The 24,571-nt window shown below is 45.5% G+C and carries 20 protein-coding genes; 18 read left to right on the top strand and 2 right to left on the bottom strand.

Features of this window, described 5'->3' with window-relative positions; all coding sequences use genetic code 11:
* Positions 1-38: 38 nt before the first annotated feature.
* Complete coding sequence (locus ACR1R9_RS12990; RefSeq protein ID WP_433923495.1) at positions 39-1,826, bottom strand: glycoside hydrolase family 36 protein; 1,788 nt, start codon at positions 1,824-1,826, stop codon at positions 39-41.
* A 317-nt stretch (positions 1,827-2,143) separates the two neighbouring features.
* Between ACR1R9_RS12990 and ACR1R9_RS12985 the strand changes: the two genes are divergently transcribed.
* Genes ACR1R9_RS12985 through ACR1R9_RS12965 form a run of 5 tightly spaced genes read left to right on the top strand, consistent with a single transcriptional unit; the run spans position 2,144 to position 7,802 of the window.
* Complete coding sequence (locus ACR1R9_RS12985) at positions 2,144-3,199, top strand: LacI family DNA-binding transcriptional regulator (protein ID WP_433923496.1); 1,056 nt, start codon at positions 2,144-2,146, stop codon at positions 3,197-3,199.
* A gap of 35 nt (positions 3,200-3,234) precedes the next feature.
* A complete protein-coding gene (locus ACR1R9_RS12980; protein WP_433923497.1) occupies positions 3,235-4,485 on the top strand; it encodes an extracellular solute-binding protein in 1,251 nt (416 codons plus the stop codon).
* 12 nt (positions 4,486-4,497) lie between these two features.
* Positions 4,498-5,556 carry a carbohydrate ABC transporter permease gene (locus ACR1R9_RS12975; protein ID WP_433923498.1) on the top strand — a complete coding sequence of 353 codons (1,059 nt, stop codon included), beginning with the start codon at positions 4,498-4,500 and terminating at the stop codon, positions 5,554-5,556.
* The gene (locus ACR1R9_RS12970; RefSeq protein ID WP_433923499.1) at positions 5,534-6,385 is read left to right on the top strand and encodes a carbohydrate ABC transporter permease; all 852 of its coding nucleotides are present in this window, start codon (positions 5,534-5,536) and stop codon (positions 6,383-6,385) included. The genes ACR1R9_RS12975 and ACR1R9_RS12970 overlap by 23 nt, the downstream gene beginning before the upstream one ends.
* A 28-nt stretch (positions 6,386-6,413) precedes the next feature.
* On the top strand, positions 6,414-7,802 hold the full coding sequence (locus tag ACR1R9_RS12965) for a hypothetical protein (protein ID WP_433923500.1): 1,389 nt from the start codon (positions 6,414-6,416) through the stop codon (positions 7,800-7,802).
* Positions 7,803-7,960: 158 nt separating this feature from the next.
* Here the strand turns inward: ACR1R9_RS12965 and ACR1R9_RS12960 are convergent, their stop codons facing one another.
* Positions 7,961-9,487: a multicopper oxidase family protein gene (locus ACR1R9_RS12960; RefSeq protein ID WP_433923501.1), complete on the bottom strand. Its 1,527-nt coding sequence runs from the start codon at positions 9,485-9,487 to the stop codon at positions 7,961-7,963.
* A 202-nt stretch (positions 9,488-9,689) separates the two neighbouring features.
* Here ACR1R9_RS12960 and ACR1R9_RS12955 point away from each other — a divergent pair, with 202 nt between their 5' ends.
* The 13 genes from ACR1R9_RS12955 to ACR1R9_RS12895 all read left to right on the top strand — a co-directional run bounded on the left by ACR1R9_RS12955 (position 9,690) and on the right by ACR1R9_RS12895 (position 24,537).
* A complete protein-coding gene (locus ACR1R9_RS12955; protein ID WP_433923502.1) occupies positions 9,690-10,436 on the top strand; it encodes an IclR family transcriptional regulator in 747 nt (248 codons plus the stop codon).
* Positions 10,437-10,733: 297 nt separating this feature from the next.
* Complete coding sequence (locus tag ACR1R9_RS12950) at positions 10,734-11,873, top strand: ABC transporter ATP-binding protein (protein ID WP_433923503.1); 1,140 nt, start codon at positions 10,734-10,736, stop codon at positions 11,871-11,873.
* Positions 11,870-12,520 carry an ABC transporter permease gene (locus ACR1R9_RS12945; protein WP_376034207.1) on the top strand — a complete coding sequence of 217 codons (651 nt, stop codon included), beginning with the start codon at positions 11,870-11,872 and terminating at the stop codon, positions 12,518-12,520. Before ACR1R9_RS12950 ends, ACR1R9_RS12945 begins: the two co-directional genes overlap by 4 nt.
* 29 nt (positions 12,521-12,549) lie before the next feature.
* Positions 12,550-13,488, top strand: coding sequence for a glycine betaine ABC transporter substrate-binding protein (locus tag ACR1R9_RS12940; RefSeq protein WP_433923504.1), 939 nt, complete (start codon positions 12,550-12,552; stop codon positions 13,486-13,488).
* Positions 13,489-13,564: 76 nt separating this feature from the next.
* Positions 13,565-14,926: an LLM class flavin-dependent oxidoreductase gene (locus tag ACR1R9_RS12935; RefSeq protein ID WP_433923505.1), complete on the top strand. Its 1,362-nt coding sequence runs from the start codon at positions 13,565-13,567 to the stop codon at positions 14,924-14,926.
* A 17-nt stretch (positions 14,927-14,943) separates the two neighbouring features.
* Positions 14,944-16,614, top strand: coding sequence for a urocanate hydratase (locus tag ACR1R9_RS12930; RefSeq protein ID WP_433923506.1), 1,671 nt, complete (start codon positions 14,944-14,946; stop codon positions 16,612-16,614).
* Between the two features lie 44 nt (positions 16,615-16,658).
* Positions 16,659-17,765: a DUF917 domain-containing protein gene (locus tag ACR1R9_RS12925; RefSeq protein ID WP_433923507.1), complete on the top strand. Its 1,107-nt coding sequence runs from the start codon at positions 16,659-16,661 to the stop codon at positions 17,763-17,765.
* Positions 17,758-19,314 (top strand): HAL/PAL/TAL family ammonia-lyase, encoded by a 1,557-nt coding sequence (locus ACR1R9_RS12920; protein WP_433923508.1) that lies wholly within the window; start codon positions 17,758-17,760, stop codon positions 19,312-19,314. Before ACR1R9_RS12925 ends, ACR1R9_RS12920 begins: the two co-directional genes overlap by 8 nt.
* A 23-nt stretch (positions 19,315-19,337) precedes the next feature.
* Complete coding sequence (locus ACR1R9_RS12915; RefSeq protein ID WP_433923509.1) at positions 19,338-20,159, top strand: DUF427 domain-containing protein; 822 nt, start codon at positions 19,338-19,340, stop codon at positions 20,157-20,159.
* 6 nt (positions 20,160-20,165) lie between these two features.
* On the top strand, positions 20,166-20,999 hold the full coding sequence (locus ACR1R9_RS12910; protein ID WP_326064306.1) for a DUF427 domain-containing protein: 834 nt from the start codon (positions 20,166-20,168) through the stop codon (positions 20,997-20,999).
* 141 nt (positions 21,000-21,140) lie between these two features.
* Positions 21,141-21,263, top strand: a complete 123-nt coding sequence (locus ACR1R9_RS12905) for a sporulation protein YjcZ (protein ID WP_079697598.1) — start codon at positions 21,141-21,143, stop codon at positions 21,261-21,263.
* 158 nt (positions 21,264-21,421) lie between these two features.
* On the top strand, positions 21,422-23,134 hold the full coding sequence (locus ACR1R9_RS12900; RefSeq protein ID WP_175382739.1) for a sensor histidine kinase: 1,713 nt from the start codon (positions 21,422-21,424) through the stop codon (positions 23,132-23,134).
* Positions 23,131-24,537, top strand: a complete 1,407-nt coding sequence (locus ACR1R9_RS12895; protein ID WP_433923510.1) for a response regulator transcription factor — start codon at positions 23,131-23,133, stop codon at positions 24,535-24,537. The genes ACR1R9_RS12900 and ACR1R9_RS12895 overlap by 4 nt, the downstream gene beginning before the upstream one ends.
* The last annotated feature ends 34 nt before the right edge of the window (positions 24,538-24,571 follow it).

Here is a 24,571-nt window from a genome sequence, read left to right as displayed (position 1 = left end):
GACCTCGGAAGGCACCTGTCTGCTATTGAATGATCTGCTCATATCTCCCTTGAATCATCTATACGCTGTAAAATTACTAGACCAGCTCTTGCGATGGGCAGCTCATGTAAACCGTCCTGAAGCTCAATTTGACGATGTAGAACAACTTGACCGCAGCAATTTTTTACAGTTAGATCGTAACGACCCTGATGGTGGCAACGCACAACTACTTGTTCGTTATAAGTGCCGTTGGCTACAATGAATCGGTCATATGTAGCGTCCATTGGGACAACAATATTAGCGTAAACAGCGACAATTTTCGTACCTGCTCTTTGAGCACTGACAAGTGGGTAAAGTAGCTCGGGTTGTTCCGGAACTAACTTACCTTTCAGCAGAATGTCACTGTTCTCCTTACAGAAGGAGAGCCAAAAGCGGATCATTCCAGCGTACGTTTCTCCAATCTCATCGAGACGAACAGAGATTTGAGGCACGGAGAAGAGAACGTTGATCAGCTGCATGGCTGCGCTTTCGACCGATTCTTTAGGGTTGAACATAATCATGTCGGAATGGACGGCTGTATTCCCCGACAATAGTCGCAGGTCGAGCGTACGGATGCGATTCTGGATAGAGTCGTTCGGGCAATCGTTGGCCCGGAACATGTTGCCGTATTTTCGCATTAACGGGCCGATGTACGTTTGGCGGAATTCGATGAGAATATCCGGCTTGATGGCTCTCAGCCGCTCCATAACATCGGAGAGCAGGCGGTCCACCGCTTCAGGCACTGATTCATAATCCCGTCCTTTCGCCGTTCCCTCCTTCTGATCCGGGCTCAGTCTGAAGCTATCCACGAAATCCAGCTTTAGACCGTCAATATCCCATCCGGAAACGGCCTGTTCATAGGTGTTGATCAGGTATTCCCGCACATCCGGGTACCTGGGGTCCAGCACTCCCGCATTCAGCTTCTCATCTACCCGCAATAGTTTATTCTCGAACTTGCTCCATACCTTGCTGCGCTTCCCTACAAATGGCACGGAGTACCATAACATATATTTCATACCCAGTCGATGTACGGTATCCACATGAGCTCTCATGTCCGGAATCTTGCCCGCATAGACTTCCCAGTCCCCGGTATACGCATAACCCCGGTTGTTGTCGTCCGTCTGCCAGCCATCATCAACGATAATAGTGTCACAGCCAAGTTCCTTTGCAAGTCTGCATTGTTCCTCCAATTCGGTAGCGGTCAGTTTCTGATGATAGGAATACCACGTGGAGTACATGGGGCGGAGGGCCACATCAGGAACTGTGGCGGGTTCATAGCCGGGAAGGCCTTCCCACCACTTGGTTACATCTTCAAGCGCCTTATAGAAGGGGATATCTCTACGGTCGATTCGAAGCGTTGCTTCGTAATGATCGAGTTTCGGCATTGCTTCTTCAAACAGGGTAACAGAGCATAGGAAGGTGGAATCCTCTTCATGAATACCAGCTTTTATCGACACGTTGTTCAATGCATCAGTAAAAGCGAAGGTCATTCGATTTCGTCCCTCTAGATTATATAGAGAGGCCACAGGTGCGAGAGAAGTGCTTTTGGATTGGAAACCATCACCCCAATCCACTTGAAGGGCTTTATTGCGGTCTGTTCCCGGATGCCATAAAGATTGGATGTCTACGGCGGGAGTAGACCACTCGATCCGGCACACTGGCGGCTGTTCTTTTTTCGCAGCTGTTAGTCGGATATGGACCAGAAAAAGGTTCTCCGAAATGGTTTCGATGTTGGTGAAGCTCTCAAATAAGGCGCTGTTACTGTTAATAATTACAGTGGGACAATCGTAGTTGATTAAAGTTTTCATAATACCTCCTGCTTGTAAAATAGATAATGGGAGTAACGATACCTAGTTTAGAGTATAATATTTACGAAAAGTTTAGTAAACAAATAAAATAAAAATGCGTAAAGTGAGATATGATCGCTATTTTGAAGTAAAAAAAATAGTTGTAAGCGATGACAATGAGGTATTGTCAAACAATTTGATCTCTGATATATTGAAAACACGCATTAGTTCACTAATGTTTAGTAAACAAAATACAATATGATTGGCAAGTGGTTAGCAAAACTATAAAATGATTGTGAGGGGTGTTTCCCAAATATGAAGTGAAAAGGTGATCAGTAGTGCCAACAATTCGTGATATTGCAAGTCTGGCCGGTGTTTCTCCATCTACAGTTTCCCGTGTACTGAACGGGGATCCTTCTTTATCGGTATTGGAGGAAACAAGAAGAAAAATTCTTTCTGCTGCAGAACAGCTGCAATATAAAGTAACCCAGCGTCGTCATACCAATCAAGCGGCACAGTTGAAAGATTATAAAATTGGGTTGGTGACCTTCTGTTCGGAGCAATTTGAGTCGGAGGACCCGTACTACCTGACTATAAGGTTGCAAATCGAGAAAGAATTCAATCTGCTCGGGCTTCATATTACTCGGACTATTCGCTGGGTGAACCATGATTCATATGAAAGCCTGTCGGGGCTAGATGGCCTGATCGTGATTGGCAAGTTCGAATTTGATCCATACAATTTGTACTTCAGCCGAATACATAACATTGTTTTTGTCGACTATTCGCCGGATGAGGACCGCTTTGATTCCGTCGTCGTCGATTTTGACAAGGTAACTCGGATGGCTTTGGATCATCTTACCGGACTGGGCTATACAAAAATTGGCCTGATCAGCTCACGTGATTTCATCAATCGTTTTGGTTCCAACTCTGGTATCGATTCAGTGGATCAGCGGCAAAGCAGTTTTGAATCTTATATGAAGCAGAAAAATCTGTACCTGCCTGAGCATGTCCATATCGGTAATAATTTCTCCATGTCTACCGGGTATCAGCTCATGAAGGAAGTGATTGATAAGCAGGATTTACCGGAAGCTTTCCTGATTGGTTCGGACCCCATGGCGATAGCCGCTGGGAGGGCATTAAAGGAAGCCGGTTTAAAGGTTCCGAAAGATATCGCATTGGTCGGAATCGATGATATTGAAATGGCTTCTTACGCTAATCCACCGTTAACCACGGTTAAAATCTACACTGAACAAATGGGGCAGAGCGCGGTGAAAATGCTGCTAGAACGGATCGGTGGCAGAGAAGTACCGTTAAAGATCGTGATTCCGTCAAAGCTGGTTATTAGAAGCAGCTGTGGCGCGGAAATCAGGTCCATCGGGGACGTGGAAGAATGACCTTTATTCAAATATTCGATTCAATAGGGGGAAAAATGATGAAAAAATGGTCTTTGATTATTTTATCTCTACTTGTTGTAATTGCATTGTCGGCGTGTTCCGGAAATGAAGGGAACTCGTCGGAAAGTCAGGGCGGCACGAAAGACAAGGGTAAAATAACATTTGCCTTCTGGGGAGCTCAGTCAGAAGCTGATGCGATCAAGCAAGCCATTGATAACTTCGAGTCAAATTACCCCGACATTCAGGTTGAGAGCCAGTGGATTCAGAAGGATTACCTCACCAAACTACAGACGATGATTGCTGGAGGGACGACTCCTGATGTTATGCTGATCTCAGGAGGGGATTTGCCTGGTTTTGCAAACGCTTTCCAAGAATTGAAATTGGATGAATCGCTCTTCAGTTCACCTTCCCTCGTCGATTCCATGAGTGTGGATGGTAAAGCCTATGCAGCACCATTTATTATCAAGCCTAAAGTTATGGCGATTAACGTCGATCTTTTTGAGAAAAATAACATTCCGCTTCCAAGCAAGACTGAACCGATGACGGTTGAACAATTCAATGACATCGCAAAGAATCTCACATCTGGAGAAGGGGCAACAAAGATTTTTGGTTCAGAGCCACTGTGGCTCGGTAACTGGATTTATGCGTTCGGTGGTCAATTTTACAGTGATGATCTGAGTAAGTCGGCACTAGATTCACCTGAAGTCATAGCCGCTGCCGAGTATATTGTCTCTAGCAAACAAGCCGGCATCGTGCCGAACGATAGTGAGAAGCAGGGACAAAGCATGATGAACTGGTACCTGGGTGGAAGAATTGGCATGTTCACCGACTTTGGTCCTTGGTATTTGCCGCAAATGGCTGATGTGCAGAAATTCAAATGGGATATTGTTCCTTTCCCAGGGAACGGCGGTTCCAAAGAAGTTAATGGACTGGCTCTAAGCAAGGACAGCAAGAATGCTGAAGCTGCCAAAACGTTCATTAATCACCTAACACAAAACGAAGAGGTGCAAAAGATCATCGGAGGAAACAAGAATGCCTATGGGGTTCCGGTTATTGCCAGTGCAACAAGTGCGTTTGAAGAGGTTTCCCCCGACAAGAACCTGAAAGCCTTCGTACTTGCCGCCGAGAAGCAGCATACACAGGAAGCCCAGAAGGGTACGAATGAAATCAACAACGAGATGAAAGCTATCGATGATACAACACCAATCGGAATTGGAAACAAGGATGTTAAGGAAGTATTCCCGCAGGTGGCAGAGAAGATAAACAAGATTTTACAACAAAACTAACGGGAGCAAACTATGAATGGAATAATAGAAGGGATCTACAATTTCTATGAAGGAATAGGGGCACCAGCAGCATTGCTGCCTCTACTCCCTTTTCTGACCGTTATCGTGCTAATATTTGCTATTATATATACCATTACCAGAGTTCTTGTGAAGAAGAGGATTATCCATACCAAAACGGCAAGTTTTTATTTGTTCGTCTCAGTCTGGATTATTGGCTTTCTGTTATTTACGGTAGGTCCGATGATTTTCTCATTCTATATCAGCTTCAACAAATGGGAGGTCGTCAGTGACCCGAAATGGATCGGTTTGGATAACTATCGCATGTTGTTCAAGGATACCATGTTTTATAAATCGCTGACGGTGACCTTCTATTACACACTCGTAAGTGTACCCTTGCAGGTCATTCTCTCTTTAGCGATTGCCTTGCTGATGAATTTGAAGCTGCGCGGGATCTATTTTTTCCGTACCATCTATTATTTGCCAACGCTCGTGCAGGGTGTTGCACAAATGGTGCTGTTTATCTGGATCTTTAACCCGAATGTCGGTCTGGTCAATTCATTATTGCGTTTGATTGGTATCGAAGGCCCTGGCTGGTTCTCCAGTCCAGATTGGTCAATGCCGGCGGTCATTATCATGAGTCTTTGGACGGTCGGAGGCAATATGATTATCTATCTGGCCGGTCTTTCGGATATTCCACAAAGCTTGTATGAGGCGGCTGAGATTGATGGAGCAACGGCAGCAAGAAAAGCCTGGCATGTGACGCTACCACAGATTTCACCGATATTATTTTTCAACACCGTTACAAGTATGATTGGGGCATTCCAGACCTTTACCCAAGGTTTCATGGTTAACGGCGGACCTGATAATTCGTTGTTATTTTATGCCTACTATCTATATCAAAATGCCTTTATGTGGTTCAAAATGGGTTACGGTTCGGCCCTGGCTTGGGTACTCTTTGTAATTATTCTCCTGTTCACTGCGCTCGTATTCCGCAGCAGTGCATTATGGGTTTATTACGAAACAGAGCAAACCGGAAGGAGGAAGCGTCGTGTCCGTAAAAAAAGAGCGTAAATCTGCTCACAAAAAGGTGCATTGGCTGGCCTATATATTGCTGCTGATCGGAGCCGTTATGTTCCTGTATCCCTTTCTGTGGATGGTTTCTGCCTCTCTAAGGAGTCTGGAAGAGGTTGCAGTTTCAGGAATGAGTATATGGCCTGATAACTGGCGCTGGGACAATTATGCGAAGGCGCTTACCGCGTTCCCGTTTGGTCGTTATCTGGTCAATACTGTGATTACAACAGTATTCCCTATCATTGGTACGGTTCTTTCTTCATCTATTGTGGGCTATGCCTTTGCCCGTTTGAAGGTGAGGGGAAGCGGAATCTTGTTCGTACTGGTGCTGTCAACCATGCTGTTACCGGGCGAGGTTACGATGATTCCGCAATTCATTCTGTTCAAGAATCTGGGCATGCTGGATACGCTGTACCCGCTAATCGTTCCGACCTTCTTTGGATCGGCGTTCTATATCTTTTTGCTACGTCAGTTCTATTCCCGGCTACCCGTCGCATTGGAGGAAGCAGCGATCATTGACGGCTGCGGTTACTTTAAAATTTGGTGGAAGATTTTCCTGCCGCTGTCCAAACCGGCTCTGATGGCGGTTGGCGTCATGGTCTTTATGGGCTCCTGGAACAACTTCATGGGACCGCTGATTTATATCAACAGCGACAAATGGAAGACACTCACGCTTGGTTTGGCGGGGTTTCAGGGTACTTATGCCACAGATACCAACTTGTTAATGGCGGCGGCTGTTGTAATCACTTTGCCGTGTATCCTATTATTCTTCACGGCGCAAAAAGCGTTTATGGAAGGTCTGACCTTCTCAGGTTCCAAGGAAAGTTAAACCGAAAAAGGACAGGAGTGACTTTGACATGCCTTATGAGAGAGAGATAGAATCCCAGGCTGGTGCAGTAACTTTTCAATCTTCCGATAAGGAGTTGAATGAAGGTTTTGTTTGGGCCAAACGGCAGGCGCTGGAATATGCCCACTTTGGTGAAGATCCCGTCGGGCTATGGTACGAAGCCGCTCTTCCAGCCAGAGAAGCATTTTGCATCCGTGATGTCATGCACCACAGCACCGGAGCTGCTGTTCTTGGGCTCCGTCTCCATACCAAGAACATGATCATGCATTTTGCCGAAAATATTGCCGAGTCGCGTGACTGGTGTACGTACTGGGAGATCAATAAGGACAATGTTCCTGCCCCAGTCGATTATGAAAGCGATAATGATTTTTGGTATAATCTCCCCGCGAATTTCGACATTATTGACGCCAGCTTACGTCAGTACTTATGGACAGGAGATACTTATTATTTAAATAACAGTAAGTTACTGGATTTCTTTAGTTTAACTTTAAATGAATATACGAACACCTGGGACAAAGACGGAGACGGAGTATTGGAATATTATCCCGAATACGGTCGCAGGGGCCTGGCTACCTTCAACGAGGCTGGACATCAGCCTTTGATAGGTGGTGATATGATCGCCGCTCAAATTGCCGGTTACCGTGCATTTGTTCATCTTGCCCGTCTCAGGGAGCAAACGGAGATAGCGGAAGTGTACGCTATCAAGGCGCAAGACCTGAAACAGCGTTATGAGCAGGAATGGTGGAACGAGGAGGAGGAGCGCTTCTTCGGAGCCAAGCTGCAAGATCATTCATTCCTAACAGGCTATAATGCAGAAGGGACATTTCTCCCTCTCTATTACGGGTCGGTCAGTGACCCGGAGAAACTGCATAAGGCGCTTGAGGATGTCAAGATCCATCGTGTTGCTAACGTTGAAGGAAAGACTTACTTGCCGGATATCTTTTACCGGTACGGTCAAAATGAAGAAGCCTTTAGTGAATTGAAAGAGCTGGTAGATCCATCATTGGAGCGACGGGACTACCCGGAGGTATCTTATTGCGTGATAGGTTCCATCGCCGCCGGTTTGATGGGAATTAAGGGAAACGGAGCATCCGTAATCAGCACCTTGCCAAGACTTACGCATTCACTGGAATGGGCGGAAATGGGGAATATCCCTATCCTTGATCGGAACATTATGGTTAAACATACTGGGAATACAGAGAGTGAAGTGACGCTGCAATCTGGAAAACCTTTTGTCTGGAAGGCTGCTTTCCCTGTAAATACCGAGACGTTATACCACAACGGCATAGCCGTTGCTGCCGAGCAGGAAACAACCGAAGGTGGAGAACAGATCAGCTTTATTTCTGTAAAAGTGGCTGAAGATGAGATACACCGTGTTTCCATTGCACAGGAAGGTTAAAATTCAAGATCTCTAACATGCTTTTGCCATAAGACAGAGAATCATAAAATGCTTATCATTAGAGATGTGTGCCTCAATTTTGTGGGGGTGCATATCTCTTTTTTTTAATGTTTTTTTCTGGAGGTATGTCTATTCATTCATTGCAGTGCTGGAGTGCGTTAAAAAATATCAAAGGGTCGCATCATTTCGTAGTCTTCATGCTCAAGCATGTGACAATGCCATACATAACGCCCGGTAAAGGGGCCGAAACGAGCAATAATCGTTGTAACGTAACCGAAGGGGGTTGCTACAGTATCTTTTAATCCCATTTCATAAGGATTAGGAGGAGTGGGCGGACCTGTGTAAATAAGTTTTCCGGTTTTCTGAAAATGAGAAATATCAAAAGGTTGACGATTAAGAATTTGAAAATCAACCAAATGAATATGAATGGGATGAGGATCATCATCAATGATATTGATGATGTGCCAGATTTCAATCGTATTTACTTCAATTCTTTCGGAAATACGATCCATCCACATTTTTCCATCCAATAAATTTAAGGAGCGACCATATTGATCCTTCACTCTGACAAGTGTTAAATATCTTGTTCTCTTTGCCATACTTTTTGGGAGTCGTTCGAATGCTCCTAAATAAAATGGAAGTGAGCTGGTATCTATACTTTTTAATGGGACACTTATTCTGAATTGCAAGATATCTATTGTTTCAGGGGATGCACTCTTGGTGACATTTTTGAGAATAATAGTTTGACCATAGTATTGAGAAAAATCAATGATCACATCTATACGCTCGGCACTTAAAAGTACAAATTCGTTTATTCTTATTGTTGTCTCAAGAAAGCCACTATCGGTTCCAAGTTGATAAAATGGTTGATTAGATTCCATTCTTAATGTAAGGATTCGACTATTGGATGCGTTTAAAATGCGAAATCGGTATTTTCTTGGCTCTACATCCAAAAAGGGATAAACCATGCCGTTTATCAGAATAGTATCTGCGTCAAAAGGAGGAACAAGGGAAGGATGTGGTAAGACTGCATCGTTTTGATCCGGTTTGCTGGGGTAGTATAGAGATCCGTCCGGATTGAAAGATCGGTCCACGATGAGTAGAGGGATTTCATATTTTCCTTTCGGAAGATTAAGGGATTGTTCATTTTGATCTCGAATGAAATAAAATCCCGCGAGTCCTGCGTAGACGTTCAATCTTGTAATGCCTACTGTATGATCGTGGTACCATAACATTGTAGCTCGTTCAATATTTGGATACGTATAAACCTCTCGTTCAAACAAAGGCCCCGTTTGCTCAAAATTTCTCGTAAACCAAGCTTCGGGGTAGCCATCACTATGAGCTGGCGTTCTTCCTCCATGTAAATGCACAACGCTCCTACCCTCTGGAACAGTTATTTCTGAACCATGAATCGTAGTATCAACGGGAAGAAAGTGCTTATTGGGCAGGTCGTTCATCCATTTAACAAACACGGTTTCATTCTTCATCACTTCAAATGTAGGACCTGGAAATGTTCCGTCATAACCCCACAAACGGGTAGGCCCGAGGTCTCTATGCAACTTCTGAGAAAACTCCTTCATAGTCACTTCGTAATAAGAACTATTACTGCTTCGCTTCTTAGGAGATAACGTGTTTGGAATAGGCAGTGCATCCACGAATTTTTGCAGTTTTATCTTTTCAGGCATAAGAATGGGCGCCTCCCTACGGTTAGGATCACTATGTAATTTTATGATCTTGAACTTGTTCATTATGTTAGTTGTATATAACTATTGGGTATGCATTCTATTTGTATGTCGTTTATACAGACGAGTAAAACGATAGTGATTTCCGCAATCTTTCACTATATGATAAAAGAAACGGATGATTTCAATGAAAGGGAGCGTAGCTTTGGATCGGAAAATTGGAACAAACACTCTTGGAAGGGCTTTGGATATTTTATTTGCGTTATCTGAGGCGAATGGAACATTATCGGTTAGTGAGATCGCAGAAAAGGTCAGCATTCCAGAAAGCTCAACCTATCGTTTTTTGCAAACGCTTGAAAAGAACGGGATTGTGGAACGTAGGGGCAAGAATCAGATTGGACTTGGTTTGCGTATTCTGGATTTAGCTCGTAGCTTGAATCAACAAATTCATCGTGAGTTGTTGTCACTTGCATTGCCTATTATGATCGATCTGATGGAGTCTACACAAGAAACTTCGTTATTGTTCGTTAGAACTGGAAATGATGCTGTATGCATTCAACATGTGAAAGGCCGAGGTCTTATTCAGTTTGTAATCGAGAACGGTAGACGTTTGCCTTTACATCAAGGCGCTTCTGGAAAAAGTATACTGGCTTTTGAAAATGAAAAGACGATTGAGCAGGTTGTAGCAAATATTACAACCGATCGGAACCGATCGGAATTGATTGATAGTTTGAAAGCTGTCAGGGAACAGGGCTTCGCTTGTACTGAAGGAGAATACGATCCCGATGTGTTCGCTATTGGTGCACCGGTATTGGATAGTCATGGTCTTGTCGTGGCAAGTCTATCTATTGCGGGTCCTTTATTTCGCGGGACCAAAGAGAGGATACCCGAAATGATTCATAGCGTCATGGAATCGTCCAAGCATCTCTCCAATCTACTTGGAGGGGAATAGAAAAAAATCACCGATCACAATTAATCCCGATAGAAATAGTGGAATTAATGATTGACAAAAGAATGTTCTTGGTAATATTATTGAAATAAGAAATCGAATTATCGCATGTTAATAATAAATGGCTGACCATAACAGTGGAGGTCTTGTTTTTCGCCTATTGGCGAGAAATAAGGCCTTCTTCTTTTTTAGCAAGAGTTCGCAATATTAGTTAAATGTGAAGTAAGGAAGTAAAAAAATTTATTTATTTATCCGAGTTAACAAATTTGTTTACTGTATTTTGGAGGGAGAGGAAGAACGATGACTGAAGCAGTGGCAGTTGAGTTCCAACATGTAAATAAAAATTATGGCTCGGGTAGTGTGCTGCATGATTTTAATCTTACGGTACCGAAAGGTCAGATTGTAACTATTATTGGGCCCTCGGGTTGCGGCAAAACTACACTGCTCAAAATGATCAACCGCCTTGAAGAGCCGAGTCAGGGAAGGGTTCTCGTGGAAGGGCGGGATGTAGGAGCTGCAGATGCAGTCCAACTCCGACGCGATATCGGATATGTGATTCAACAAATTGGATTGTTTCCACATATGACCATAGAAGAGAATATCGGTATTGTTCCGCGGCTTAAGGGAGCGAAAAAGGAAGAACGAAAAGAGAGAGTGGATCTATTACTGAACCTGATCGGTCTTCCAGCTGAACAATATAGCAAACGTTATCCCCATGAGCTTAGTGGCGGGCAGCAGCAACGGATCGGTGTAGCCCGTGCACTAGCGTCAGACCCTTCCATTATTTTAATGGACGAACCCTTTAGCGCACTTGATCCCATCAGCCGGGTCCAGCTACAAAAAGAACTGATCCAGCTGAATCAGCGGCTGCATAAAACGATAATTTTTGTCACCCACGACATTGAAGAAGCGCTGAAGATCGCTGATCGGATTATTCTACTGAAGGAGGGTGAGGTAATTCAGAACAGTACACCTGCGGAGCTGCTGGCCCATCCGGCAAACGACTTTGTGATCGAATTCATCGGTCAGGAGAGGTTTCGTCCTTCTTTTCCAAGTGAGATGGCACAGCATATTATGATTGACGGTCTCTCGATAAGTAATATCTCAACAATGGTAGAGGCACTTGATCTCTTGCGTTTGAATCAGGCTGATGCCCTTGCTGTGACCGGGAATTGGGGAGAGCTGCTGGGTATTGTAGGAATTGAAGAAATCAGTGAACATCTGCAGCATGACAGCAAAATGAAAGTCGGGGATATTGTGAAAAATGGGACTCCCGCCCTCTTTGAGAACACACCAATTTCTGATGTATTCGAACTGATGCAAAGTCAACGAATATTGCCTGTCGTGGATGATCAGAACCGCTTAATCGGTACGGTAACCCGCTCAGGTGTTATTGAAGCCATTGGGAGACATTTTCACCGAGAGGAGACCAGTGCATGAACCATGTATGGGATACGTTAGTTGCTGACTGGCCGATGATCGTTGAGAAAATGGGAGAGCACATGTATCTGTCCCTCATTTCCGTCCTCATGGCGGGAATTATTGCAATCCCCCTTGGTATTTATCTGACCAGCCGTAAGCGGATGGCAGATACGATCATTACTGTAGTTTCTGCCATCCAGACCATCCCAAGTTTGGCCTTGTTTGGATTCATGATTCCGCTGGTAGGTATCGGCACAACACCCGCCATTATTGCATTAACCTTATACGCCGTGCTTCCAATGCTCCAGAACACCTATGTCGGCATTAATGGTGTTCATCCTTCTCTGATTGAGGCAGGAACCGGAATGGGCATGACCAAATGGCAGATGATGAAGATGATTCAGCTGCCAATTGCGCGCAGTGTCATCATGGCCGGCGTAAGGCTCGTCGCGGTACAAACGATCAGCCTTACGACAATTGCGACCTATATTGCCGCAGGAGGCCTAGGAGACATCATCACAAGAGGCATTGCCATGATTAACACAGTTACTATTATGGAAGGGGCTATCCCCGTCTCGCTACTGGTAATCTCCGTTAACTTCATTTTGCTGCTGCTTAACAGGGCACTTACCCCGAAAGGTTTGCGGCATTTGAATAAATTTTAAGCTTTTACTTAGGGAGAGGGGAAGCAATCATGACAACCACAAACAAAAAAAGATGGAGTGTAATCAAAGGAGGCAGGCTACTTATCACCCTTGGGCTGGTGTTGACGACCGTGCTGACAGCAGCGGGGTGCTCGAATTCCAATGCGTCCGGGCGCAACGATACCATCGTACTGGCCACAAAAGGATTCGCAGAGTCGGATATTTTGGCCAACGCCTTCAAAATTTTAGTTGAGAATGACACGAAGCTGAAAACTGAGGTTAAGAAGCTGGATAACACACTGCTCTGGAATGCCATTGACTCGGGAGATGTGGATGCTTATGTAGAGTACAGCGGGACGGCCTTGATCAACATTTTGAAGCAGGAACCAGAATTTGATCCAGATAAAGCATTCAAAACAGTCGTAACCCAGCTCAAGGAAAAGAGCAAATTGATTGCGCTCGACCCACTAGGGTTCAACAATACCTATGTCTTTACGGTACCCAGAGAAACCGCTGAGAAGTATGGGCTAAAGACAGCTTCTCAACTTGCTGAGAAATCAGGTGAACTGGTTTTTGGAGCCAGTGAGGAGTTTCTGAATCGCCCAGATGCCTGGCCTTATGTAGAGAGCATATACAAACCAAAGTTCAAGGAAACGAAATCCATTCAGGACCCTTCCTTGCAGTATCAGGCGATAAAGCAAAAGCTGATTGATGTGAAGCTCTCGTATTCAACGGACAGCCAAATCCTGGCGAATGACCTCGTAGCGTTGGAGGATGACAAGCATGTGTTTATTCCGTATGATGCATTTCCAGTGGTTCGTGAGCAGACGCTGGAAGAACATCCGGAGTTGAAAGAAGTCCTCAACAAGTTGGCAGGAAAACTGGATGAGAAGGCAATGCAAAAGTTGAATGCAGAAGTGGAACAGGATCAGAAACCGGCACTTGATGTTGCGAGGGACTGGTTGAAAGCCCAAGGGCTAATCAAGTGAATTTCTACATGATAGATCAATAATTAATAGCAATTACGTTGTCTAACAACGAGTTAACAAGAGAGGGTGATGCGTTGTGAGTAATGATAATCGTCAGCTTGCGCTGGGAGCAATGATGTTTTTTCCGGCGGGTGAGCATATTTCAAGTTGGAGACATCCTGGGTCTGAAGCAGAGGGGCTTCTTGATTTCAATTATTACAAAAGAATTGCGCAGACGGCGGAGCGTGGAAGATTTGACATGTTCTTCTACGCCGATGAACTGTATGTCTGGGACCGATTCGAATCGGGTATTAGCCATGCAAATAGCATTCGGCCGGAGCCGTTCACACTACTTTCCGCACTGGCGGCGGTAACGTCCCATATTGGTTTGGCGGCGACCATCTCGACGACTTATAACGATCCGTATCATATTGCGCGCAAGCTGGCGACGCTGGATCATTTCAGTGGCGGGCGAGCCGCGTGGAATATTGTGACGTCTCAAACGGACGAAGAGGCGCGGAACTTCGGTAAGGAACGCCATCTGCAGCATGAGCTGCGATATGAACGTGCGAAAGAATTTGTAGAGGCAGCGCAAGGACTTTGGGATAGTTGGGAAGAGGATGCACTGCTGTTCGACAAGGAAAGTGGGTACTTTGCAGACAAGAACAAGCTGCACAATCTAGATTACGAAGGTACTCATTTTAAAGTAAAAGGACCCCTAAATATCTCCCGTCCACCACAAGGGTATCCTGTTTTGATCCAAGCCGGAGCTTCGGAAGCCGGTAAAGAGGTAGCCGCGGCAACGGCCGAAATTGTATTTGCCCCTGGTGGCACATTCGCAGAAGGGAAAGCGCTGTATGAAGACATCAAGGGAAGGCTTGCCAAATATGGCCGTTCTCCCGATGAGATCAAGATATTGCCTGCCTTGATGCCCATTATTGGGGCTACTGCGGAAGAGGCAGCAGAGCAGCTTGCTATTGTCGAGAATCTTACTCCAGACCGACTGGCTTTGGACTTGCTATCACATTACATCGGGGTAGACGTTTCCGGCTATCCGCAGGATGAACCGCTGCCTTTTCTACCTGAAGAAGAAGGCTTTAACCAGAGTAAAAGTGGTTTACAACGTATCCGGCGTATCCTCAAGGAAGAAGATTTGACGCTGATTCAGCTTGCCAAACGGATTGTAAGCAAACGGGCTTTTGCCGGAACTCCCGAGCAGATTGCTGATCATATCGAAGAATGGTTCAGCAATGGTGCGGCGGATGGATTCAATATTGCCTTTACTCACCTGCCTGGTGCTCTGGATGATTTTGTAGCAGAGGTAGTACCCATTCTTCAGCGCAGAGGTTTGTTGCGCCTAGAATATGAAGGCACTACACTGAGGGACCATTTTGGACTCAGCAAGCCAGAGAACCGCTATTCACAAGAAAAGATTACTTCAGGAACGGCAGAAAGATAAGAAAGCGAGGAGTGACTGTGAAAAGGATTGTTGCTGAACGAGGCGGAGTGCTGCGGTGCAAAGGCTGGCGTCAGGAAGCGTTGCTGCGCATGCTGGAGAACGTACTTGAGAACGGTGAGAACCAGAAGGAGCTGATCGTCTATGCCTCCCTTGGAAAGGCAGCCCGTAACTGGCCTTCCTATCTGGCAATTGTCGATACCCTAAAGCAATTGGAGGAAGACGAAACACTGGTCATTCAGTCAGGCAAACCGATTGGTGTATTCAGAACCCATCGGCAAGCACCACTTGTCGTAATGGCTAACTGCAATCTGGTCGGCCGATGGGCAACCAGCGAGAATTTCTATGAGTTGCAAGATAAAGGTCTGATCATTTGGGGCGGCCTTACTGCGGCTGCTTGGCAATACATCGGATCACAGGGTGTCATACAGGGAACCTATGAAATCTTCCAAAGTATCGCTAGGCTGCACTTCGGCGGCGATTTGCGAGGACGTTTCATTCTAACAGCTGGCTTGGGAGGTATGGGGGGCGCGCAGCCTTTAGCAGGTTATATGGCTAATGCGGCAATCCTTTGTGTAGAAGTTGCGGAGGAGAGAATAGACAAACGAATCGCTTCCGGTTATTTACAGCGAAAGACTGATAGCCTGGATGAGGCATTGCTATGGATTAATGAAGCTGTAGACACTGGCACAAGCCTGTCCGTTGGACTGCTCGGAAATGCTGCGGATGTTTATCCTGAGCTGCTTCGGAGAGGTGTCCAGCCGGATATTGTGACTGACCAAACATCTGCACATGATTTGTTATACGGTTATATTCCAAGCGGATATTCACCTGAAACCGCTGGTGTGGCACGACGAGAACATCCGACGGAGCTTCAAGCCGCTGCCGGAGCTTCAATTGCGAATGAAGTAAAGGCGATGTTGGAATTCAAACAACGGGGCGCGGTTGTTTTTGACAATGGTAACAATATCCGTTCACAGGCAGTGCAATATGGAGTTACGAATGCTTTTGAGATTGATATATTTACGGAAGCTTTTCTTCGTCCTCTTTTTGCGCGGGCTATCGGTCCTTTCCGCTGGATCGCTCTTAGTGGAGAGGCAGAAGATATACGAATCATTGACGATTATATACTGAAAGAATTTAGTGATAATGACATCGTGTCTAATTGGATCAAACTCGCGAATACGTATGTGCCGTTTGAGGGATTGCCGGCCCGTATAGGCTGGTTTGGGCATAAAGACCGCAGCAAGCTGGCACTGGCGGTTAACCAATTGGTACGAGAAGGAAAACTTGCAGGACCAGTCGCCTTCTCCCGGGATCATCTGGATGCAGCTGCTATGGCTCATCCCAACATTATGACCGAACGGATGAAAGACGGAAGCGATGCGATTTCCGACTGGCCGTTGTTGAATGCCATGCTCAATTGTTCTTCCATGGCTGATCTGGTGGCGATTCATTCTGGCGGAGGGGGCTATTCCGGTTATATGACAAGTGCGGGAGTCACCATTGTAGCCGATGGGTCAGAGGCAAGTGATGCACGTCTTCGTACAGCGCTTGACAATGATACTGGTCTTGGCGTACTCCGTTATGCGGATGCCGGTTACGAGCAATCGTTGGCCGAAGTTCAAACCAAGGGGATTGCCCGAATTGATACCCATCAATATGAAACCATTTCATCCACTGTGAAATAACAACGGGAAATGCTACAACGAAATTTCAATCAGGAGGAGATTTTATGCGGGAATTAACAAGAGATGATGTAAATGCTGCTGTCAAAGGTGGCTCTGTATTTGCCAGCGGCGGGGGAGGCTGGGTGGATCATGGACTGGAGATTGGACACGCGGCCCTGAGCATCGGACGACCGAAGCTCCTGTCGGTAGATGAACTGCCAGATGACGCCATTATATTGACCTGTACCGCAATCGGTGCACCTGCCGGACGAGACTGGCAAATGCTTGGGAAGGACTACATTAAGGCTGTTCAGCTAATCATTGAAAACTATGATGGCAAAATAGCCGGGGTCATGACTCCGCAGAATGGCATGTCCAGCACCATTAACGGTTGGCTGCCGGCAGCAGCCCTAGGTCTTGCTGTTATTGATGCCACTGGAGATATCCGCGCACACCCAACTGGCAAGATGGGCTCACTTGGCCTCGCGTCTTCTATTGATTACGAGACGATACAAGCAGTGGCTGGCGGCAAACCAGAGATTGGCAGCTACATGGAACTTGTGGTTAAGGGAACTCCGGCACGGACCTCCAATATACTGCGTACTGCTTCGGACATGGCGGGTGGGTTTATTGCTGCCGCACGACACCCGCTCCCGATCAAACATATTAAGAAGCATGCTGCGATGGGTGGCATCTCGATAGCGATTGAGTTGGGTCGTGTCATTCAGAAGGCAGAGCCAGATGGACCGGAAGCGGTGCTAGAGGCCGTGGTACACAAAACCAATGGAAGAATCCTCGGTAGAGGGACGGTGACAACAAAAAATGTTCGTTATTCAGGTGCTTTCGATGTGGGTACGATCGAAGTATCCATCCCCAACAGTAGGCTTACACTTCATGTGATGAATGAATATATGGCTGTCGAGGACAATGAAGGTACACGTCTGACCACCTTTCCGGACGTAATTACTACGTTTGACCTGAAGAATGGTCTGCCTGTGAGTGTGGGAGATGTTGAAGAGGGGATGGAAGTAGCTGTCTTCGCCATTGATAAATCCAAGGTGCCACTGAGCTCTAGTGTAAAGGACCCCAGTGTATATCCAGAGGTAGAAGAAATGCTGGGCATCGATTTACAGAGTTATGCTTTTGACAAGGAGAAAACAATCTATGCTTGAGGAGAGCACTCTCTCGCTCAGCTCTAACCAAATTGTATTGGACGGAAGCCGCTTGACCATTGAGGATGTGGAGAGTATAGCTCGTTCGCGGAGATCGGTGGTGATTGCCGATGAAGCCTGGGAACGACTAGTTACGGCACGAAGAGTAATTTATGAATTAGCTGCAGAAGGCGTTCCTGTCTATGGACTGAATCGTGGTGTAGGCTGGAATAAGGACAAGGTTATCGGAGATGATTATTTTGAAGACTATAACCGGAATTTGTTGTTATCTCACAGTGCTGGGGTGAAGCCGGAGGCCACAGAAGATGTCGTTCGTGCGGTGATGCTTGCCCGTCTCAATAGCTTACTTGCTGGAGCAACTGGCGCTCAGCCCGATATTGCCAAACGTTACGCAGATTTTCTCAATATGGGTATTCACCCGGTTCTCCCGCTTCGCGGATCTGTGGGTGCGGCGGATATTACCTCGATATCGCATATCGGCCTGGCCATGATTGGTGAAGGTGAAGTGAACATGGCGGGCAATCGTATACCAGCGAGCGATGCATTAATGGCAGTGGGTTTAGAACCCCTGCGCCTTGGTCCCAAGGACGGTCTGGCTATCGTCAGTTCCAATGCTCTTTCTGCCGGAAACGGAGCACTGACGCTCTTCGACATAGAAGAGTTACTGGATACCGCAGACTCTGTATACGCGCTGTCTTTGGAAGCCATCCGGGGTAATATTAGTCCATTGGATGAAGCGGTTCATCTCAAGCGTCCTTTTCCCGGGCAGTTAAAGAGTCTGGCTATGGTCCGGCGTAGTCTACGTGGCAGCGGACTCTGGAATAATTTTAATCCAGATTCGCTGCAAGATCCGCTGAGCTTCCGTGATGCATGCCAGATTCATGGCGCCGCAAGAGATGCTTATGTCTATGCACGCCAGCAGCTCGAAGTTCATCTCAACAGTTCAGACGATAATCCCTGTGTACTGACGGAAGAGCGGAGAATTTTATCCTGCGCTAATTATGATCCCATAACATGGACACTAGGTTTCGAGATGCTTGGAAGTGCGCTGCATCATGTATCCAAAAGTTCATGCTATCGCATAATCAAGCTGGGTGACCCGGACTTTACAGGGTTAAGCCGCTTCTTGACTTCTGATCCGAGCCGCTCTGTCGGCTTCTGCACGGTTCAGAAAACAGCAACCTCACTGGATGCAGAAATTCGTCATCTGAGTAATCCCGTTTCATCTGACTATTTCTCACTGGCGGGAGACATGGAGGATCATGCTGCCAATTCTCCTTACGTGGTAAGCAAGGCAAGAGAGATTGTTGATCGTGTTACTTATATTTTGGCGATTGAAGCGCTCCATGCTGCTCAAGCTATCGATCTGCGTAGGGATATGACTCTGGGTGAAGGGACAAGAGCAGGTTATGAACTGTTGCGTTCCGAGGTTCCTTTTTTGTCCGAAGATCGTAATCAATCTATAGATATAGAGCGTGCATACCTTCTGCTTAAGGAAGGGAAATGGCTAAGGGCAGTTCGTGGGAAGATGAATGAATTCTCTAAATAATGATCAAAAGAGGAGGACGTACAATGGCACATGTTGATCCCCAGTGGTCTTTAAGGGACCATTCCCAAGAAGGGTGGCAAATTCGTGCGGAAGTCTGTCCGAAGTGGATTCGCGTAAAATTTGATGGACGGTTTATCGCAGATAGCAAGCAAGTTCTCATCGTTACCGAAACAGGTAGACTGCCCGTTTATTATTTCCCGAAAAAAGATGTGAACCTTGACGTATTCAAACCTTCGGAAAAGCAAGTGAATGATCCGAATAAAGGAAATCAATTGTTTTGGCATATCAGCAGCGGTGGGCACACGGTAGAGAATGCGGTATGGAGCTATTCGGGTGCGCATCAAGAAGCGGTATATTTGCAAGATCATTATTCTTTTTCATGGAACAAAGTAGATGCCTGGTATGAGGAAGAGGAAGAAATATTTGTTCATGCACGGGACCCGTATTCCAGGGTGGATGCAATTCCGGCCTCACGTCATGTTCAAATCGAATTAGATGGAGTAATTGTTGCTAATAGCAAGCGACCTGTGATTCTCTATGAGACAGGATTGACCCCGCGTTATTATCTTCATCAGGAGGATGTGCGTCTGGATTTGTTGAAGCCCGTAGATTTAACCACACGTTGCCCTTATAAAGGAGTAGCCAGCTATTGGACAGCTTCAGTGAATGGAAGAGAATACAATGATCTTGTTTGGAGCTATAAGAGCCCATTACCGGAAGTTCATGAAGTTGAAGGACTGTTGTGCTTTTATCATGAGTCTGTAGATGCGCTCTATGTAGATGGGGTAAGGTGGTCCCTATCTGCTGATGATCGCCTTCCTTACCGCAATATAGAAAGGGGATAATGTGAAATGGTAAATCATCTGAATTCATCTATTGCCTGTTCTCTGCGTCAGGAAGATAAACTGATGTTGAAGGCAGATCTAAACCCGCGTCGGGTTCACGTCACGTTTGCGGGTGAGATTATTGCGGACAGCACACGGGTTATTACACTTCATGAGCGCGGCAAGCTACCGGTTTATTATTTCCCACTAGAAGATGTGATGCAGCAATTTCTGGTGAAGACCGAGTTACAGACCCACTGCCCTATTAAAGGGGACGCCTCTTACTGGACCATTCAAGTTGGTGAACGTATTTCTGAAAATGCAGTTTGGGGTTATGAGAATCCACTTAAGGATATCGAATCGATCAAAGGTTTTGTGGCTTTTTATTGGGACAAGGTGGACGCTTGGTATGAAGAAGAAGAGCAGATCTTTGTTCATCCACGTGACCCATACAAGCGAGTTGATGCGATCCATAGTTCCCGGCATGTTCAGATCGTTCTAGATGGAATCAAGCTTGCAGATAGCCGCCGCCCGGTGATCGTATTTGAAACGGGCGTCCCCGTTCGCTATTATCTTCCGATGGAAGACGTGGATCAGAATGTGCTTACCGCAAATGACAAGCAGACATCCTGCCCTTATAAAGGGGATGCATCCTACTGGACGGCTGTCCTCAATGGACAGACCTATGAGAATATCGTGTGGAGCTATCTAAATCCAATCCCCGAAATCCCAAAGATTGCTGGATTGATGTCGTTTTATAACGAGCAAGTTGATGTCTATGTGGATGGGGAGTTACAGCCTAAACCTAAATGGTACTATTCTGCACTTGAATTCTTTAATGAAACTGAAGTAAGTGCATAAGACAATGATCAGTATGATGATGGGGTTTCTGTCTGCTGCATAAGCGGATAGAGCCCTTTTTTTGATGATTGCCTCAAAAGCCTTGTCAATACACAAAGAGTTGAATACCTTATGACATAACACAAAAGAGGAGGAGATTACATGAGTGAAGTAGGATATGGAAATGTTGGAGGTCTTGGTGGATACGGTGGTTTCACATCCATCGGCGCAATCCTTGTTCTGTTCATCTTGTTGGTCATCATCTCTAAAGCTTTCCTGGTTTAATTCCTTTAGCATAATAACAACTCTGCTGGCATTACGCTGGCAGGGTCTTTTTGTCATGATCACAATTTGAAAGCGTTTGACATATTGAATTATCAATCTATACTTATGGAGTTATGCATTCAACATAGAATGGATGAAGTTAAGGAGAATAGGTTGGAATGACACTTAAAAAAAGAATCTTTTTGCTGTTTTTTCTCAGTGCGTTTATTCCCTTCATTAGTATAGTTGCGATTTCCTATTACACCATTGATTCCATTTTTGCGAACAAGATCGATGATGGCATTCGGAGCAATTTACAGCAGGTGACTTCCTCACTGGAGAATTCGATCACCAACCTGAATCATGTTACTCAGCAATTATCCTACAGTGGAACATTAGGCAAAAAGTTGGATGAGGTGTTGAAGCCATCCTCCAATATATTTGAATTGATTGAAACTCGGGATGAACTAAAGAGCGAATTAAATGTCGTAACGTTTACCAACCCGAATATAGGTTTGACATTGTATTATTTTCAGAAGGATGGCTCCACACAGTTTGGGAATTTTCCCATAAAGGATCGTTTTGCACCCGAATCTTTGCCTGTACTCTCCAAAGCATATGGGATTACCTACTATGGTCCTCATGTCAGTATGAACCGGTTTGATGATCAGCTCGTCTTATCCGCCATGCGGAAGGTAAAATTACCCCAGAGGGACGATGTGTATATTTACGTTGAATCCGGTTTTCACCTTGCACAGGATATATTGGGTTACAATCAGTACAAAGGAGATTTATCCCACTTGATCCTCGATGGAGAGGGGAATATTGTGTATAGTGAGATTCCGGAAGCGATGAAAGTCGGGGAGAATTTCTCCAGCTTATCGAATGGTGCAGCATCCGACGGAATAGCTCGCGATTATCATTGGTTCAGACAGGGGTCCACTCAGAACTGGAGCGTTGTGTCGGTGATCTCGCAGGCTAAGTATCAACAAGAAAAAAACCAGTGGTTGCTTCAAATATTGCTGGTCGCTTTATTTTTCCTGGGCTTTACGGTATTTCTGGCTTGGCTGCTGTGGAAGATGGTTTATAAACCTCTCGGTCTGTTCCACTCGGAGATCAACGGCATGTCTCAAAATCCTCAAACAACTGGTAACCAGACCCGCACGCAGATTCCGGAATTTGATTTTCTGTTAGGCGAATTCTCGAATATGCAGCATCAAATCGGTGACCTCTTTAAAGAGGTGCAGCAGAAAGAGAAAATTCGTGCAGACCTTGAAGTAGAGAAGCTGCTGTACCAGATCAATCCTCATTTTTTGATGAATACGCTGGATACGGTCCACTGGCTGGCAGTAATGAATGGACAAGGGGAGATCGACAAGCTGGTGCAGTCCCTGAATAAGCTGTTGTATTACAATTTGGGTAAATTAGGACAGGTTTCCACGATGGAAGAGGAAATTGACGCGCTTAGACAGTACTTGATCCTGCAGCAAATTCGCTATGATTTTGAATTTGATGTGCGTATTTCGGCTGATGAACAAGTGCTTCAAATACCTGTACCTCGTTTTATTCTACAGCCACTGGTAGAAAATTCACTTTACCATGGACTGAGCGACGAAGGTTTTATTCAAATTGAAGTGACACGCAAAGAAACGCTGAACATTATGATTCAGGATAATGGAGCTGGCATGACGGAGGAAGCGATTGAAAGACTTCTGAACAATCGTGTAGCAGATCATCAAAAAGTAGGGATGGGCATCGGGCTCAATTATGTTCACCGCATGTTACAAGCACAATACGGGGATCAAGCTCAACTGGTGATTGAGAGTGAACTGGGAACTGGCACAAGCATATTACTTATACTTCCGATCAAAGGAGAAGATATCTCGGCATGATTAAGGTATTGATTGTGGATGATGATAAATTGGTGCGAAAAGGAATAAGCTCCGCAATGCCATGGAACGAGTTCGGCATGGAGGTTGTTGGAGAAGCAAGTAACGGGGCTAAGGCGCTGGATTTTCTGGAATCCAACTCGGTTGATCTGATGCTAACGGATCTTGCGATGCCCGTGATGTCAGGCATTGAACTGATGCGCGCTGCAAGGCAGCTATACCCGGAACTTCATATTGTCGTGCTTACTCTTCATCAGGATTTTGATTATATCCAGGAAGCGCTTCGGCTGGGAGCGATCGACTATATAGCCAAAGTTCAGCTTGAGAAGGAACAATTCGAACATGTACTGAATCGAATACATACCCGGATTGGTGAGCTCACGAATACAAGACGAAAGCTGCCGCAGCTAGGTGAAACTAACGTCCATTATCGTAAAGTGTATGCACTTGTTTCACTGGACCGAAAATCTGGTCAGATCTGGCCCATTGGACTCGAATCCGGTACAGATGAGCTCCAATTTGAAGTGGAACGGAACAGCTGGATGTGGGCGGTACCTCAGGGTGAAGAGGATCAGCTATTTGATAGATTGAAGGGATATTTGAATCAAGTTCCTCAAGGTGCGCTACTGGTGTTGTCTGATGTACAGGAACGGACATGGTCGCAAATTCAAAACTGGATTATAAACTATACAGAATCGTCCTTATTTTATGCGTATGAACCCCAAGATCCGGTTATTGCCGTTTCCATGAATGAAGAGGATAAAGCTCCAATAGAACCTCGGGATGAGGACATGGATCGTATTAAACGAAGTTGGTTTCTATCTCCGTGGACGCATAATGATAATTATTATAACCAGCTTGTTGAAGAGTTTAGATCTCTAAGGCTGCAAAAAGGGCAGCTGATGGGATTACTGTACTCCCTGGTCATGGAGTGGAACCATCTTTTCGCACAGACTACACTGGGCAGAATCTCAATGATCCATTCCTTTCAATCCTGGTACGAGGTGGAACAGTGGATCAAGCTGACCTCTGAGAGTATTCGAAAGGCGGATGAACAGGTTTCTTATTCTCAGGAAATGATAGATGGAGTGAAAAAAGCCGTGATGATTATGCAGAATGATCTGGATCAGGCATTTACAGCTTCAGGGCTGTCCCAGCAACTCAATATTAGCAGAAGCTATTTCAGCCAATGCTTCAAGGACATCATGGGAAAAACCTTTAATGATTATTCCCGATATATACGAATGGAGAAGTCTAAAGAGTATTTATTGAACACAAACAACACGATTTTCTGGATTGCAGAGCGGGTGGGTTATACGGATGAGAAATATTTCAGCCGAATCTTTCGCGAACTGACAGGCGTGCTGCCTAGTGAATATCGACAATTAGGCAGAGCGGACAAATAGTGTACGCTCCACACAACCGACTGACAATCCGGTG

It is taken from the genome of Paenibacillus taichungensis (genome assembly GCF_050994985.1).
Classification (GTDB): Bacteria; Bacillota; Bacilli; order Paenibacillales; family Paenibacillaceae; genus Paenibacillus; species Paenibacillus taichungensis.
The sequence above is the reverse complement of the archived record's forward strand: the minus strand, read 5'-3'. Positions and strand labels throughout refer to the sequence as shown.

Excerpts from the sequence above, each read along its gene's own strand:
- ACR1R9_RS12990 (WP_433923495.1), bottom strand. The coding sequence starts at position 1,826 with ATGAAAACTTTAATCAACTACGATTGTCCCACTGTAATTATTAACAGT.
- ACR1R9_RS12980 (WP_433923497.1), top strand. The coding sequence starts at position 3,235 with ATGATGAAAAAATGGTCTTTGATTATTTTATCTCTACTTGTTGTAATT.
- ACR1R9_RS12975 (WP_433923498.1), top strand. The coding sequence starts at position 4,498 with ATGAATGGAATAATAGAAGGGATCTACAATTTCTATGAAGGAATAGGG.
- ACR1R9_RS12965 (WP_433923500.1), top strand. The coding sequence starts at position 6,414 with ATGCCTTATGAGAGAGAGATAGAATCCCAGGCTGGTGCAGTAACTTTT.
- ACR1R9_RS12960 (WP_433923501.1), bottom strand. The coding sequence starts at position 9,487 with ATGCCTGAAAAGATAAAACTGCAAAAATTCGTGGATGCACTGCCTATT.
- ACR1R9_RS12950 (WP_433923503.1), top strand. The coding sequence starts at position 10,734 with ATGACTGAAGCAGTGGCAGTTGAGTTCCAACATGTAAATAAAAATTAT.
- ACR1R9_RS12945 (WP_376034207.1), top strand. The coding sequence starts at position 11,870 with ATGAACCATGTATGGGATACGTTAGTTGCTGACTGGCCGATGATCGTT.
- ACR1R9_RS12940 (WP_433923504.1), top strand. The coding sequence starts at position 12,550 with ATGACAACCACAAACAAAAAAAGATGGAGTGTAATCAAAGGAGGCAGG.
- ACR1R9_RS12925 (WP_433923507.1), top strand. The coding sequence starts at position 16,659 with ATGCGGGAATTAACAAGAGATGATGTAAATGCTGCTGTCAAAGGTGGC.
- ACR1R9_RS12920 (WP_433923508.1), top strand. The coding sequence starts at position 17,758 with ATGCTTGAGGAGAGCACTCTCTCGCTCAGCTCTAACCAAATTGTATTG.
- ACR1R9_RS12915 (WP_433923509.1), top strand. The coding sequence starts at position 19,338 with ATGGCACATGTTGATCCCCAGTGGTCTTTAAGGGACCATTCCCAAGAA.
- ACR1R9_RS12910 (WP_326064306.1), top strand. The coding sequence starts at position 20,166 with ATGGTAAATCATCTGAATTCATCTATTGCCTGTTCTCTGCGTCAGGAA.
- ACR1R9_RS12905 (WP_079697598.1), top strand. The coding sequence starts at position 21,141 with ATGAGTGAAGTAGGATATGGAAATGTTGGAGGTCTTGGTGGATACGGT.
- ACR1R9_RS12900 (WP_175382739.1), top strand. The coding sequence starts at position 21,422 with ATGACACTTAAAAAAAGAATCTTTTTGCTGTTTTTTCTCAGTGCGTTT.
- ACR1R9_RS12895 (WP_433923510.1), top strand. The coding sequence starts at position 23,131 with ATGATTAAGGTATTGATTGTGGATGATGATAAATTGGTGCGAAAAGGA.